The 14,204-nt window shown below is 72.6% G+C and carries 13 protein-coding genes; 9 read left to right on the top strand and 4 right to left on the bottom strand.

Translation table 11 applies throughout. From position 1 onward, the window contains the following. The first annotated feature begins 2 nt into the window (after positions 1-2). The 3 genes from O145_RS05920 to hemQ are packed head-to-tail and all read left to right on the top strand — an operon-like array spanning position 3 to position 3,675. Positions 3-1,505, top strand: coding sequence for a glutamyl-tRNA reductase (locus tag O145_RS05920; protein ID WP_084682412.1), 1,503 nt, complete (start codon positions 3-5; stop codon positions 1,503-1,505). After that, positions 1,502-2,872 carry a ferrochelatase gene (locus O145_RS05915; RefSeq protein ID WP_043561017.1) on the top strand — a complete coding sequence of 457 codons (1,371 nt, stop codon included), beginning with the start codon at positions 1,502-1,504 and terminating at the stop codon, positions 2,870-2,872. The genes O145_RS05920 and O145_RS05915 overlap by 4 nt, the downstream gene beginning before the upstream one ends. Continuing rightward, the gene (gene hemQ, locus O145_RS05910; protein WP_043561014.1) at positions 2,869-3,675 is read left to right on the top strand and encodes a hydrogen peroxide-dependent heme synthase; all 807 of its coding nucleotides are present in this window, start codon (positions 2,869-2,871) and stop codon (positions 3,673-3,675) included. Before O145_RS05915 ends, hemQ begins: the two co-directional genes overlap by 4 nt. 347 nt (positions 3,676-4,022) lie before the next feature. On the opposite strand, the gene O145_RS05905 is transcribed toward hemQ, so the two are convergent. After that, a complete protein-coding gene (locus O145_RS05905) occupies positions 4,023-5,171 on the bottom strand; it encodes a glycosyltransferase (protein ID WP_043561012.1) in 1,149 nt (382 codons plus the stop codon). Between the two features lies 1 nt (position 5,172). After that, positions 5,173-6,216: a phosphodiester glycosidase family protein gene (locus O145_RS05900; RefSeq protein ID WP_043561011.1), complete on the bottom strand. Its 1,044-nt coding sequence runs from the start codon at positions 6,214-6,216 to the stop codon at positions 5,173-5,175. 410 nt (positions 6,217-6,626) lie between these two features. Between O145_RS05900 and dnaK the strand changes: the two genes are divergently transcribed. The 6 genes from dnaK (at position 6,627) to O145_RS05870 (ending at position 12,119) form a co-directional block, all read left to right on the top strand. After that, a complete protein-coding gene (dnaK, locus tag O145_RS05895) occupies positions 6,627-8,486 on the top strand; it encodes a molecular chaperone DnaK (RefSeq protein ID WP_043561008.1) in 1,860 nt (619 codons plus the stop codon). Next, positions 8,483-9,193, top strand: coding sequence for a nucleotide exchange factor GrpE (locus O145_RS05890; protein WP_043561005.1), 711 nt, complete (start codon positions 8,483-8,485; stop codon positions 9,191-9,193). Before dnaK ends, O145_RS05890 begins: the two co-directional genes overlap by 4 nt. 63 nt (positions 9,194-9,256) lie before the next feature. Beyond that, on the top strand, positions 9,257-10,279 hold the full coding sequence (locus O145_RS05885) for a DnaJ C-terminal domain-containing protein (protein ID WP_043561001.1): 1,023 nt from the start codon (positions 9,257-9,259) through the stop codon (positions 10,277-10,279). Then, positions 10,276-10,737, top strand: a complete 462-nt coding sequence (locus O145_RS05880; RefSeq protein ID WP_043560998.1) for a heat shock protein transcriptional repressor HspR — start codon at positions 10,276-10,278, stop codon at positions 10,735-10,737. Before O145_RS05885 ends, O145_RS05880 begins: the two co-directional genes overlap by 4 nt. A gap of 112 nt (positions 10,738-10,849) precedes the next feature. Next, positions 10,850-11,299, top strand: a complete 450-nt coding sequence (locus O145_RS05875) for a hypothetical protein (protein ID WP_043560995.1) — start codon at positions 10,850-10,852, stop codon at positions 11,297-11,299. A gap of 7 nt (positions 11,300-11,306) precedes the next feature. Next, positions 11,307-12,119, top strand: coding sequence for a hypothetical protein (locus tag O145_RS05870; protein WP_043561160.1), 813 nt, complete (start codon positions 11,307-11,309; stop codon positions 12,117-12,119). 44 nt (positions 12,120-12,163) lie between these two features. On the opposite strand, the gene O145_RS05865 is transcribed toward O145_RS05870, so the two are convergent. Both O145_RS05865 and O145_RS05860 read right to left on the bottom strand, forming a co-directional pair. Then, entirely contained in the window at positions 12,164-13,429 is a 1,266-nt protein-coding gene (locus O145_RS05865; RefSeq protein ID WP_052374736.1) for a sensor histidine kinase, read from the bottom strand. Position 13,430: 1 nt separating this feature from the next. After that, positions 13,431-14,090: a response regulator transcription factor gene (locus tag O145_RS05860; RefSeq protein ID WP_043561155.1), complete on the bottom strand. Its 660-nt coding sequence runs from the start codon at positions 14,088-14,090 to the stop codon at positions 13,431-13,433. Positions 14,091-14,204: the final 114 nt, after the last annotated feature.

Raw genomic sequence — 14,204 nt, 5'->3', positions numbered from 1 at the left:
CTGTGACCGTTCACCTTCTCTCCGCCGACCACCGCGCCCAGGGCCTGGAGGCAGTCTCCCGCCTGGGCGGCGTCTCCGCGCGGCTCGGGCCCGACCTGCTGCGCGCCGTCCGGGGGATCGACGGCGTCCTCGTCCTGGGCACCTGCAACCGCCTGGCGATCCTTCTGGACGCCCCCGAGGGCTCGCTGGCCGAGGACCTGCGCGACGCCGTGACCGACTTCCTCGCCGAGCGCTCGGGGGCCGGCGAGCCCGTCCGCCTGAGCCTGTGGTCCGATCGGGCCGCGCACCGCGAGCTCTTCGCCACCGCGGCCGGGCTGGAGTCGATGGTGGTCGGCGAGCGCGAGATCGCCGGGCAGCTGCGCCGCGCTCTGATCCTCGCCACCGCCGAGGGCACCGTCACCGGGGCCATTACCCGCGCCGTCGAGCACGCCTCGGCCGTCTCCCGGCGCGTGGCCGCCCGGACCGCGCTGGCCGGCACCGGCCGCAGCGTCGTCGCCGTCGGCCTGGAGCTCGCAGCGCGCCGCCTGCCGCCGCCCGAGGGGGTGCGCGCCCTCATCGTCGGCACGGGCGCCTACGCGGGCGCCACCGTCACCGCCCTGCGCAACCGCGGGATCCGCGACATCGGGGTCCACTCCCGGTCCGACCGCGCCCGGGAGTTCGCCGCCGGGCACTGCGTGCGCGCCGTCGATAAGGACGAGCTGCCGCGCTCGCTGGCGCAGGCCGACCTCGTCATCACCTGCCGGGGGCTGGGCGCTCCCGTCCTGACCCGGGGGCTGGTCGCCTCGGCCACGGGCCTGCGCCGGAGCGCCGGGTCCACAGCGCCGCACGGGGGCGCCGGGCCCGCAGCGCGCCCCCTGGTCGTGCTCGACCTCGCCCTGAGCCGCGACGTCGAGCGGTCCGTCGGCTCCCTGCCCGGCGTCCTGCTCATCGACCTGCCCAGCGTGCAGCGCGCCGTACCCGACGTCGAGGCCTCCCAGGTCGATGCGGCGCGGCGGATCGTGGCCGAGGAGGCGGCGAGCTTCGAGCGGGTGCGGGCCGGGCGCCGCATGGACCCAGTCGTGCGGCGGTTGCGCAGCGGCGTCGGCGCCGTCGTCGAGGAGGAGATCGCCCGCCTGCGCCCTGCGGACGGCCGCGTCGACGCCGAGGACGCAGCCCGCGCGCTGCACCGGCTGGCCGCCCGCCTGCTGCACCACCCCAGCGTCGCCGCGCGCGCCGCCGGGGAGGCCGGCCGCGAGCAGGAGTATCTCGCGGCCCTCGACCTCGTGGTCGGCCCGGAGGTCGCCGCCGGGCTGCGCGACGGCGTCCGCCCGCCCGCGGCCTGCCCCGCCCGCGAGGCTCAGGGCGCCGGGGGCGCCGAGGACGCGGGTGTGGAGCGGGGGGCCGCCGACCTCCCGACGATTCCGACTCGGCCGGCTGCCTCGACCGTCGGCGACTGGCCGGACTGGCGGGACGAGCCGCTCGCCGGGCTCGCTGTGATGTCGGAGCTCTCGGGAGGGCGCGCATGACGGATCCACTGGCCCCCTACGACGCCGTCCTGCTGCTGTCCTACGGCGGCCCGCAGGGCCCCGACGACGTCCTGCCCTTCATGCGCAACGCCACCGCCGGGCGGGGCGTGCCCGACTCCCGGCTCCTGCAGGTCTCCGGCCACTACGGCCGCTTCGGCGGCGTCTCGCCGATCAACGCCCGCAACGCCGAGCTGCTGGAGGCGCTGCGGGCCGAGCTCGCCGCCCGCGGCTCGCGCCTGCCCGTGGTCATCGGCAACCGGAACTGGCGCCCCTTCGTCTCCGAGGCCCTGCGCGCTCTGGCCGACGGCGGGGCGCGCCGCGTCCTGGCGATCACGACCTCCGCCTACGGCTCCTACTCCGGCTGCCGGCAGTACCGCGAGGACGTGGCCGGGGCGCTGACCCTGCTCGCCGCCGGCGCCGACGGGAGCACCGGGCAGGGCGCCGAGGCCGACGCCGCCGCACGGGTGGGGGGCGCGGGCGGGGCGCCGGTGGAGCTCGTAGTGGACAAGACCCGCCCCTTCTACAACACCGAGGGCATGCTGAGGGCCAATGTCGACGCCATTGCCGAGGCCTACGGGCGGATGGCCGAGCGGGGCCTGCCCCCGCGGAGCGTCAGGCTCGTGCTGGTCACCCACTCCGTGCCCGTCTCCATGGAGGAGCTCTCGGCGCCGGGTCCCGGTGAGGTAGTGCCGGATCTCGGCGGGGCGGCGCCGGTCGCCGCTCCGCGCCTTGAGCCGGGTGTGACCGCGGACCTGTCCACGGAGATCTCCTACGTGGAGCAGCACCGCCGTCTCATCGAGGTCCTCCTGCCCGCCCTGGCCGAGAGCCTCGGCCTGGAGGCGGCGCCCGGCCACGACCTCGTGTACTGCTCGCGCTCCGGGCCGCCGCACGCCCGCTGGCTCGAGCCGGATGTCAACGACCACCTGGAGGCCCTCGTGGGCGGCCGCCTGACCGATGGCACGCCCGTGCGCCCGCCCGCCGGCGTCGTCGTCGCGCCCATCGGCTTCGTGGCCGACCACATGGAGGTCGTCTTCGACCTGGACACCGAGGCCGCGCAGACCGCCGCCCGCCTGGGCCTGCCCTACGTGCGGGCCGCGACCGCCGGGACGCACCCGGCCCTGGTGTCCTCCCTGGCGGACGTGCTCGCGGAGCGGGCCGCCGTGGCTCGCGGCGAGGAGGTCCGCCCGGCGTCGACCACCGGCGTCGGCCCCTTCCACACCGTCTGCCCGCCCCAGTGCTGCCGGCCGGAGACCCGCTCCGCCCGCGGTCGCGGGATGCGCCCGACCGCGAAATCACTCCCATCGGTGTCCGTAAGCCCGCATACTGCTCCTGATACTGCTCTCGTCAATGAAGGAAGCACGCGATGACGAACCATGACGCCTCCCAGCCCACTGCCGACTCGGGTGCGGGCGATCCGCGCCTGCACCGCTTCGAGGACGAGGAGCGCCGCCCCTACCGCGACCCGCGCGACGCCACCGACGTCGATTTCGACGCCGTCAACAACCGGCACCACTACGCCCTCTACGCCGTCTACTGCCTGGTGGCGCCGCTGCCGGCTCTGGAGGACACGCGCCGACGGCTGGTCGGGGAGTCGAACTTCTTCGTCGACCAGTCCGAGGTCACGACCCGCGGCTGGTACGACGTGGCCGGGTTCCGCTCGGATGCCGACCTCATGATCTGGTGGCTCGACGACGACCCCGAGAAGCTCCAGGACGCCAGCCACCGGCTGCGCGCCAGCGCGCTGGGCCGGTACCTGGAGCCCGTGTGGTCCTGCATGGGGCTGCACACGCCCGCCGAGTTCAACAGCCGGCACATTCCGGCCTGCCTGGGGGGCGTCGCCCCGCGCGACTGGTGCATGGTCTACCCGTTCGTGCGCAGCTACGACTGGTACCTGCTGCCCGCCGAGGAGCGCTCGCGCATTATGGCCGCGCACGGCCGCAACGGGTTCTCGAAGTACCCGGACGTCAAGGGCTCCACGCTGTCGGCCTTCGGCATGAGCGACTACGAGTGGATTCTCGCCTTCGAGGCCGACACCCTGGACCGCCTGGAGGGTGTCATCCACCACCAGCGCTACACCGAGGCCCGGCTTCACGTGCGCCAGGACACGCCCTTCTACACGGGGTCCCGCGTGAGCCCGCGCGAGTGGGCGGAGCGCCAGCCGCGCGCCTGACCTCGACGAGCCCCCCGGGGGCGGGGGGAGAGTCCCGGAGGCGAGGGGGAGGGCCAGACGCGGCCGCCCCCTTTCGCCGAGATCGGTTCACTTCCGGCTCGAGATCGGTTCTGGTATGTCGTGTGCGCCGGCGTGCTGGGCGGTGTGCGAGGCCGGGCCCTGCACGTGCGCGGGTCGCTGGGGACCGGGGTGTGTGGTGGGACTCCGGGGTTTTGGGGTTGTGGTGCGGAGGTGGTGGGCGTCACCGGTGCCGAGCCGGCCGGCGGCGATGCCGCCGTTGGCCTGCCCCCGCTGCTCGGCACCATCCCACCCTCTGAAACACCCCCACGCCGCGCACCAGCCGGTTCTCAGGCCCTCTCGCGGAACACGACCCGGCGCTGGATCGCATAGCTGGTCATGTAGATCGCGCTGTCGCCCACGACCTTGGCAATGCCCAGCGGGATGCCGATACCGGTCAGCACGGCCAGCGCGAGATAGCTCGCCGCGACCAGGGCGAGGGCAAGCGCCACGTAGCGCACCGCCGTGCGCCCCACCGTCCCCGGCGCCGCCCGGAAGACGCGACGGTTCATGAAGAAGTTGGCGGTGCCGCTGATCAGCCTCGCCCCCACCACGCTCGCCAGCAGGTTCCCGGTGAGCAGGTGCAGCACCATGACCCCGACCCAGTCGATGACGAAGCTCGCCAGCGACGCCCCTGTGAAGCGCAGCAGCGGGGCGTAGATCCGTGCCGAGTCCCGCAGCGGACGGAAGTGGGAGGAGGTGTTGCCGGGCTCGTAGACCGTGGCGATCTCGACCTCCTCGACCGCCATCCCCAGCTCGCGGGCCCGCAGCAGGGCCGACAGCTCGTACTCGTACCGGTTGCCGGGGACCTCCATCAGCCACTCCAGCCCGCCGGCCGGGTAGCCGCGCAGACCGGTCTGGGTGTCGCGCAGCCGCCACCCGGTCGCCCCGCGGAACAGCAGCGCGGTCGCCCGGTTGCCCAGCCGGCTGCGCAGGGGCACCGGCCCGGTGAAGGCCCGCACGCCCAGCGTCATGCGGCCGGTCTCGCGGACCCGGCGCGCCACCGCGGCGATGTCGGCGGGCGTGTGCTGCCCGTCGGCGTCGGCGCACACGACGTCGGCGTCCGGCCACAGCTCCGCCACCCGTGCCAGGCCGGTGCGCAGGGCCGCGCCCTTGCCCGCGTTGGCCGGGTAGCCGGTGACCGCGGCGCCGGCGGCGCGGGCCGCGGCGAGCACGTGCTCGTGGGCGGGGCCGGAGCCGTCGTCGACGACGAGCACCTGCGCGCCGGGCAGCCGGCGGCGGACGTCGGTCACCAGGCCGGCCAGCCGGGCGTCGGGCTGGTAGGCGGGCACGAGCACCGCCAGACGGGCGGGGAGGGCCCGCCCGCGTCCGGCCGCAGCGCCCCGCCCCGGCGTCGGGCGCGTCGGGCTCCCGGCGGGGGAGCGGCGGCCGGGGGCGATGCGGGGGCGGACCGGGACGGGGCCTGTCTGCACGCTCATCTCATGCCCCCCTGGTGATGTAGAGGATGTCGGAGGTGGCGCGCTCGCCCCCGTTGGAGGGCCGGTTGACGATCCGCCCGCCCCAGTACATGGCCGAGGAGCCCCCGCCGTCGAGGTTGTAGGCGGCCCGGCAGCCGAGGCCGGCCATGATCCGGGCGAGCTCGGTCATGGTGACCCCGCGCGAGTAGCCCTCGTCACGGCCATCGACGACGACGAACATGTAGTGGTCGGTCTCCACCCACCCGAGGGCGGTGCGCGGCTGCGTCCCCTGGATGGAGTGGTTGCCGAAGTTCGTGTCGACCTCGACGCTGTCGATCCCGGCGGGGATCTGCCCGTCCCTGACCAGGGCGGGGCCGAAGGACAGCGTGTTCCACGCCCCGGCGTCCAGGAGGGCCTGGGCGCCGGTGGAGGTCTCGTCGTAGATCTCGCAGCGGCCGTCGGAGTAGAGGACCATGCCGTCGCGCACGCCGTCGTCGCGGTAGACCACGCCGTTGCGGATGAGGATGCCGTCGGTGCGGAAGCCGTAGTAGTCGCCGTTGATGGCCAAGACGGCGTCGTGCTCGGCGGCGATCCGGCTCGGCTTGGCGGTGATGTTGGTGCCGTACTCGTTGTTGGCGAAGGCGCTGCGGACGGCGGTGGCGTCGGTGACGGTGATGTCGGCCGTGTAGTAGGTGACGGTGTCGTCCCCGGAGCCGGTGGCGACCGTGCCGATCGCGATCGAGGTGAGCGAGGATGTGTAGGAGGTGTCGGTGATTGTAATGCTGGACGCGTCGGCGGTCGCGGCCGAGGTCGCGGCGGCGTTCTCGGCCTCGTAGGCCTCGACGTCGGTGATCTCGGTGTGGTCGATGACGAAGCGGTTGAGCGCCCAGGCGCTGGTGCCGGTGGCGGCCAGGCCCAGGGCGGCGGCGCCCAGCAGAATATTGCGGCGCGTGTGGCGGCGGTGCTGCCCGGGCGGGGGCGCGGCGGTGACGGCTGAACCGGTGGTGCCGGCAGGGCCGGCCGGGGAGGCGGCGTGCGGGGCCGGTGGATGGTGCTTGCTCGACATGGTTCCACCGTGTCGGGCCGGCGTGTGGCGCGCGCAGGTCCCTCTTGTGGGTCTTCTGTGAAAAGACGGCGGTAACCAGCGGAACGGCGTTCGGCGGGCCCGTCATGGTCAGGCCCGCGGGCATGGTGAGGATGGTGCCGGGCGGGCGCTTCGAACCGATCTCGATGCGGAGATCTACCGATCTCGGCAAAAGGGTGCCGGGGTGCTCCGGCTTGGGGGAGGCAGGTCCTGTGGCGCACCGCATACGGCCCGGAGCGGCGGCGCGGAATAGAACCTCCCGCGCTGAAGTTGAGTTCAGCAGACTCAAGATTGAGGACGGCGAAGTTGACACGGCTCCGCTCAACCACAATCCTGAGTGCATACCACTCAACATCAACCGTCGCTCCGTCAGGAGCAGCAAGGAGTCTTCCATGGCACGCGCCGTCGGTATCGACCTCGGTACCACCAACTCCGCCATCGCCGTCCTCGAGGGCGGCGAGCCCACCATCATCCCCAACGCCGAGGGCGGCCGCACCACACCCTCCGTCGTCGCCTTCTCCAAGTCCGGCGAGGTCCTCGTCGGCGAGGTGGCCAAGCGCCAGGCCGTCACCAATGTCGACCGCACCATCTCCTCGGTCAAGCGCCACATGGGCACCGACTGGTCCGTCACCATCGACGGCAAGAAGTACACGGCCCAGGAGATCAGCGCCCGCATCCTGGCCAAGCTCAAGGCCGACGCCGAGGCCTACCTGGGCGAGACCGTCACCAACGCGGTCATCACCGTCCCGGCCTACTTCAACGACGCCGAGCGCCAGGCCACCAAGGAGGCCGGCACCATTGCGGGCCTGAGCGTGGACCGCATCGTCAACGAGCCCACCGCAGCGGCCCTGGCCTACGGCCTGGACAAGGGCAAGGAGGACGAGCTCATCCTCGTCTTCGACCTGGGCGGCGGCACCTTCGACGTCTCCCTGCTGGAGGTCGGCAAGGACGAGGACGGCTTCGCCACCATCCAGGTGCGCGCCACCAACGGCGACAACCGCCTGGGCGGCGACGACTGGGACGCCCGCATCGTGGACTGGCTCGTCAAGCAGGTCAAGTCCAAGGACGGCGTCGACCTGTCCAAGGACAAGATCGCCATGCAGCGCCTGAGGGACGCCGCCGAGCAGGCCAAGAAGGAGCTGTCGTCCGCGACGAGCACCAACATCAACCTGCAGTACCTGTCCATGAGCGAGTCCGGCCCCATCCACCTGGACGAGAAGCTCACCCGCTCCCACTTCGAGGAGATGACCGCCGACCTCCTGGAGCGCACCAAGGTGCCCTTCCACAACGTCATCAAGGACGCCGGCGTCTCCCTGTCCGAGATCGACCACGTCGTGCTGGTGGGCGGCTCCACCCGCATGCCCGCCGTCGCCCAGGTGGTGCGCGAGCTGACCGGCGGCAAGGAGCCCAACAAGGGCGTCAACCCGGACGAGGTCGTCGCCATCGGCGCCTCCCTCCAGGCCGGCGTCATCCAGGGCGACCGCAAGGACGTCCTGCTCATTGACGTCACCCCCCTGTCGCTGGGCATCGAGACCAAGGGCGGGGTCATGACCAGGCTCATCGAGCGCAACACGGCCATCCCGACCAAGCGCTCCGAGGTCTTCTCCACCGCCGAGGACAACCAGCCCTCCGTGCTCATCCAGGTCTACCAGGGCGAGCGCGAGTTCGCCCGCGACAACAAGCCGCTGGGCACCTTCGAGCTCACCGGCATCGCCCCGGCCCCGCGCGGTATCCCGCAGATCGAGGTCTCCTTCGACATCGACGCCAACGGCATCGTCCACGTCTCCGCCAAGGACCGCGGCACCGGCAAGGAGCAGTCCATGACCATCTCCGGCGGCTCGGCCCTGCCCAAGGAGGACATCGACCGCATGGTCAAGGACGCCGAGGCGCACGCCGCCGAGGACAAGAAGCGCCGCGAGGACGCCGAGACCCGCAACACCGCCGAGCAGCAGGCCTACTCCGTGGAGAAGCTCCTCAAGGACAACAAGGACAAGCTGCCCGAGGCCGTCCACTCCGAGGTCTCCGGCGCCGTCGATGACCTCAAGAAGGCCCTCGAGGGCTCGGACATCGAGCCCGTCAAGACCGCCCAGGAGAAGCTGAGCGAGGTCGCCCAGAAGATCGGCGAGGCCCTCTACCAGCACGACCAGGCCCAGCAGGCCCAGACCTCCGCCGCCGGCGCCTCCTCCGAGGCCCCGGCCGAGGACGACGGCATTGTTGACGCCGAGATCATTGACGACGAGGACTCCAAGTGAGTGACGAGAACACCGGGCGCACGGACAACGGAGACGGCGGGGAGCAGGTCGACCCCGCCCTGGCGGAGGCTGTCGATTCCGCCTTCGACGGCGTCGTGCTGGACGAGTCGGGCAACCCGGTCGCCCCTGCGGGGCAGGCCGGGGAGGCCGAGGGCTCCGGGGGGGCCGACGACGGCGGGGCCCGGCCCGCCGGGTCCGCCCGGGCTGCCGGGGCCTCTGAGCCCGCTGAGCCTGCTGAGCCCGCCGAGACCTCCGAGCTCGAGCGGGCCCGGGCACAGGCCGCGCAGGCGGCCGACGACCTGGCCCGGGCGCGCGCCGACCTGTACAACCTCCAGCAGGAGTACCAGGGCTTCGTGCGCCGCTCCCGCGAGGGGGCCGCGGGGCACCGGGAGACCGGGCAGGCCGCCGTCGTCGAGGCCCTCATCCCGGTCCTCGACGAGATCGAGCTGGCCCGTCAGCACGGGGACCTCACCGGCACCTTCGAGACCACCGCGGGCAAGCTTGAGGCGATCCTGGCCGACAAGTTCGGCCTGGTGCGCTTCGGCGAGGTGGGCGAGGTCTTCGACCCGACGATCCACGAGGCCCTCATGGCCACCGAGTCGGACGAGGTCAGCGAGCCCTCCATCTCCCTGGTCCTGCAGCCGGGCTACCGCCTGGGTGAGAGGATCGTGCGGGCCGCTCGCGTCCAGGTCGCGAACCCCGCCTGACCCACCCGCACACGCACGAAAGACAGAAACACGACTACCACCCAGACAAGGAGGCGGTGACCCGTGGCCAGCCAGGACTGGATGACCAAGGACTTCTACGCGGTCCTCGGCGTCGCCAAGGACGCCGACTCCGCAGCCATTAAGAAGGCCTACCGGACCCTCGCCAAGAAGTACCACCCGGACCGCAACCCCGACGACGCCGCCGCGGCTGAGAAGTTCAAGGAGATCGGGGAGGCCTACGCGGTCCTGTCCGACGCCAAGGAGCGCCAGCAGTACGACGCCATCCGCTCCATGGCCGGAGGCGGGGCCCGCTTCACCTCCGGCACCGGGGGCGGCGCCGGCGCCGGCTTCGAGGACATCTTCTCCTCGATGTTCGGCGGCGGTGGCGGCAACGTCCGCTTCACCACGTCGGGCGGCGCCGACCCCGACATCGACGAGCTCCTGCGCCAGTTCGGGGCGGCCGGCGGTGCGGGCGGCTTCGGCGGGCGGCGCTCCCGCGGCCCCTTCGGCTTCGGGGGCTTCGGCTCCCAGCCCGAGCCCGTCAAGGGCCCTGACGTGATCACCAGCGCGACCCTGTCGCTGCGCGACGCCGTCGCCGGGACCACCGTCGAGCTCACCGCCGACGGGCGGACCATGACCGTGCGCATTCCCGCGGGCGTGCACAACGGCCAGAAGATCCGCCTGCGCGGCAAGGGCCGTCCCGGGCGCGACGGCGGCGAGAACGGCGACATGGTCATCACCATCACCGTCGCCAAGCACCCCGTCTACTCCATCGACGGCGTCAACCTGCGCATGGACCTGCCGGTCACCCTCAAGGAGGCGGCGCTGGGCGCAACCGTCGAGGTGCCGCTCCTGGACGGGACGACCACCCGCATCAAGATCAAGGCCGGCACGTCCTCGGGCACCGTCATGCGGGTGCGCGGCAAGGGGGTCGTCACCTCCAAGAAGACCGGGGACCTGCTCGTCACCATCCAGGTCGCCGTGCCCCGGAGGCTCTCGCGCGCGGCCAAGGACGCCCTGGAGGCCTTCGACGCCGCCATGGAGTCCGACCCGCGCGCCTCGCTGGCCCGGGAGGCGTCGCAGTGAGCCCGCGGCGCCGCACCGGCCAGAGCGTCGACTTCCCAGCCGACGACGCCGCCGAGCGCGCCGTCTACGTCATCTCGGTGGCGGCCGAGCTGGCCGGCATGCACCCGCAGACGCTGCGCCAGTACGACCGCCTCGGGCTCGTCAGCCCCGCCCGCACCTCCGGGCGGGGCCGACGCTACTCACACCGCGACGTCGAACGGCTGCGGCGCGTCCAGGCCCTGAGCCAGGACGGCGTCAACCTGGAGGGCATCCGGCGTATCCTGGATCTCGAGCGCCGCCTGGAGGCCCTTGAGCGCGAGAACCGCGCCCTGCGCCTGCGCCAGGCGGCCGCCGAGCGGATCTTCGCCGCGGCCGCCGACGGCGAGGTCCAGGTCGTGCCCGCCCGCACCGGCCGGACGGGGCGGAGCGCGGCGCCGAGGACGTCTGTGGGCGGCGCCATGATCCTGCCCCGTTTCTGACGTCGTCGTGACCGGCGTATCCTGGCCGAGATCAGAACGTGATCCTCTGTCCGGGGCCTCCGGCCCCGTGACTATAGTGTGCGAGTACTCCCAACGACGAAGGAAGTTCGCCATGACTCAACCTCCCAATCCCGGACAGCCCTACATCCCACCCACCTCCGCGCCGTCGGCCCCGGGCGCCTACAACCCGCAGCAGTTCGCGGCCCAGAACACCCAGTACGTCCCCACCGGCGCGGTGCCGCAGCAGCCGGGCATGGCTCCGGCCGGGGACTCCATCTTCACCAACCTGTTCGACGCCGGCCGCTCCTTCGCGGCCAAGTACGGCACGATCGTCATGATCGTCGGCACCATCGGCTTCGCACTGTCCTGGCTCTACGCGTCCTACAAGGCGGGCGTCTCGCTGTCCTTCTCCTCTCTTTCCGGCTCGGAGTTCGACGTCGGCAAGTTCCTCATCGACCTGCTCGTGAACCTGCCCTGGGTCCTGACCGAGATCCTGGGGCTGCGCCTTGTGCTTGAGATCGCGGCGAAGGTCGGTGGTCCCGCAGGTGGCCGTCAGGGCTGAGTCACGCGTGGCGCGCTACGAGACCGAGGACGGCCAGCCCCTTTACGGCAAGCGTCTGAGCCCCGAGGAGCTGGCGGCCTACCTGCACGAGCAGAGACTCGAGCGGTCGTCGGCCTCGCCTGCGGACTCCGACTGGCAGACGGCCCCGGCGACGACGTCGTTCGGGTCGCCTGCGGGGGACACCGAGGCCGACCGCGGGGGCAGCGGCCCGGATCCGTATGCGCGCGCGCCCGGAGACGGACTGGTCCGACTGGCGGCCCCTCTACCGCCCGTGCGCGAGTACACGGGCCTGGGGGCCGACACGGGCTTCAGCACCCAGCCCCGCGCGAGGCGCCGACCCTGGCGCATGGCGGTGATCGGCCTGGTCCTTCTGTTCGTCGTGCCGCTGGTCCTCGGCGCCGCCAGCATGTTCGTGGCGTTCGGGGGCTCCAGGGGCCTGGGCGAGCCGCTGGGCGAGGCCGGTACGGTGTACCTGGAGCAGGGGACCACCTCGGCCCTGTACACCTCGACCTTCGGCGGGACCACGACCGACTGCACCGTCACCGCTCCGAGCGGCGACGCCGTGGCGCTGACCCCGCTGTCCGACACCATGCCCTACGCCTTGTTCGAGGCTCCCGGGACGGGCACGTTCACGGTGACCTGCCCCGCAGGGACCAGCAACGTTGTCATCGGACCGCCCCTGAACCTCTCGCGCATGCCGCTGATCATGCTGATGCTCCTGATCGCCGGGGTGTCCGGGCTGGTGGGCCTGGTGGTGACGATTCTCGCCACCGCCCGCCTGCTGCGCTACCGCTCCCTCGAACGCACCTACCAGTACTGAGACGTCCGAACGTCCAAGGCTCTGGAGAAGGGGCCGGCGGCGCATCACAGGGCCCCGCCCTCCGGCTCGCCGCTGCGCGCGGGCAGGTCGAGGACGACGCTCAGCCCGCCCGACGGGTTCGCGGACAGCTCCAGGACGCCGTCGTGGGCGTCCGCGACCGCGGAGACAATGGCCAGGCCCAGGCCGTGCCCGTCGCCGCGGGTCCGGCCCCGCCCGGCGCCGCGCACGAAGGGCTCGCGCAGCGCTGTCAGGTGCTCGGCGGGCACGAGCGGTCCGTCGTTGGACAGCAGCAGCCGGGCCCTGTCGCCCGCGCGGGCGAGCCCGAGCTCGACGCCGCCGCCCGCGACGTTGTGCCGCACCGCATTGCGCAGCAGGTTGGAGACGGCTTGGCGCAGCAGCACCGGGTCGCCCTCCACGACGACGATGTCGCCGGGGGCCGCCGGCAGGGTCACCTCCCGCTCGGCGGCCTCCGGGGCGAGCTGGGCCAGCACCGTGGCCATCACCTCGCCGAGGTCCACCTCCTCGCGGTAGATGTCCCCCGACTGGGCCTCCGCCAGGTCCAGCAGGGCGTCGACGGTCTCGACGTTCGCACGGTTGGTCTCCCGCAGCCGCTCGACCAGGGAGCGCAGCTGGTCCGCCGAGGCGCCGGGGTCGGCCAGGGTCACGTCGATCATGGTCTGGGCGGTGGCCAGCGGCGTGCGCAGCTCGTGCGAGGCGTTGGCGGCGAAGCGGCGGTAGGTGGCCAGGGAGGACTCCAGGGAGTCGAGCATGTGGTCGTAGGTGTCGGCCAGGTCGCGGATCTCGTCGTGCGGGCCGGCCAGCGCCAGACGCCGGCTCAGATCGCCGGATGCCGCCTGCTTGGCGGCCTCGTTCATGGTCGACAGCGGGGCGAGCATGCGACCGGCGACCACCCAGCCGACAGCGCCGGACAGCAGGGCGAGCAGGACGAGCGCCCCCAGGGAGATCCCGAGCATGGTGTTGAGGAACTCCGACAGGAGGGTGACCCGCAGGTAGATCGACCCGTCGCTCTCATTGGTGCCCACCACCGGCGCTTCGGAAACCGGCACCTCGAAGCGGCGCATGTAGAGGTAGACCAGGGCGATGAGGACGGCGCCCGACCCGGTCACCAGGCCCGCATAGGTCAGGGTGAGCCGGGCGCGGATGGTCAGCCTGCGGGCCCTGGGCCTCCGGGCCGACTGCCCAGACGGCGGCGCTGACGGTGCCGAAGCGGTCGTCGTCGGCCCGGACGCGGATGACGCCGTCCGGGCCGTCTCGACGGCCGGGTCGCTCGGGTCGCGCTGCGACGACATGTCAGCCCCCGAAGCGGTAGCCGGCGCCCGGGACCGTCTGGATGACCCAGGGCCGGCCCAGGCGCTTGCGCAGGTGGGAGATCGTCACCCGCATGGTGTTCGAGAAGGGGTCGGCATTGGCGTCCCAGGCCTTCTCCAGGATCGTCTCGGCGCTGAGCACCCCGCCGTCGGCCTCCATGAGCAGCTGCAGGACCGCGAACTCCTTGGGGCTCAGCCGCACGAAGTGGCCGTCGCGCGAGACCTCCCGGCGGAAGGGGTCCAGCCGCACCCCCTGGGACTCCAGGACGGGCCCGCGGGCCGGCTGGCTGCGCCGCTCCAGCGCGCGCAGGCGGGCCACGAGCTCGGGGAACTCGAAGGGCTTGACGAGGTAGTCGTCCGCCCCGATCTGGAAGCCCTCCACCCGCTCGCGCAGGGAGCGGGCCGCGGTGAGCATGAGCACTCTCACCTCCGGGTGCTCGTCGGCCAGGCGGGCGCAGACCTCGTCGCCGTGGACGCCGGGCAGGTCCCGGTCCAGGACGACGACGTCGTAGTCGGCGATCTCGACCTGGGCCAGCGCCTCGGCGCCGTCGCCCGCGACGTCGACCGCCATTGTCTCGCGGCGCAGCCCTGTGGCTATCGCCTCTGCGAGGTAGGACTCGTCCTCAACCACCAGCACGCGCACGTCATCGACCTCCAGGCTCTGCATCTTCCCGCGGTCTCCCGCGTCTTCCCGAGCCAACGATAGGGGAGACGGGGTTAAAACCCGCGTAAAGATTTTTCTAAAGGCTCTCGCAAC

The organism is Actinomyces israelii DSM 43320 (genome assembly GCF_000711965.1).
GTDB lineage: Bacteria > Actinomycetota > Actinomycetes > Actinomycetales > Actinomycetaceae > Actinomyces > Actinomyces israelii.
The sequence above is the reverse complement of the archived record's forward strand: the minus strand, read 5'-3'. Positions and strand labels throughout refer to the sequence as shown.

Bases quoted from the DNA above. Each gene is read 5' to 3' on its own strand.
- O145_RS05915 (WP_043561017.1), top strand. From the start codon at position 1,502: ATGACGGATCCACTGGCCCCCTACGACGCCGTCCTGCTGCTGTCCTAC.
- hemQ (WP_043561014.1), top strand. From the start codon at position 2,869: ATGACGAACCATGACGCCTCCCAGCCCACTGCCGACTCGGGTGCGGGC.
- O145_RS05905 (WP_043561012.1), bottom strand. From the start codon at position 5,171: ATGAGCGTGCAGACAGGCCCCGTCCCGGTCCGCCCCCGCATCGCCCCC.
- O145_RS05900 (WP_043561011.1), bottom strand. From the start codon at position 6,216: ATGTCGAGCAAGCACCATCCACCGGCCCCGCACGCCGCCTCCCCGGCC.
- dnaK (WP_043561008.1), top strand. From the start codon at position 6,627: ATGGCACGCGCCGTCGGTATCGACCTCGGTACCACCAACTCCGCCATC.
- O145_RS05875 (WP_043560995.1), top strand. From the start codon at position 10,850: ATGACTCAACCTCCCAATCCCGGACAGCCCTACATCCCACCCACCTCC.
- O145_RS05865 (WP_052374736.1), bottom strand. From the start codon at position 13,429: ATGTCGTCGCAGCGCGACCCGAGCGACCCGGCCGTCGAGACGGCCCGG.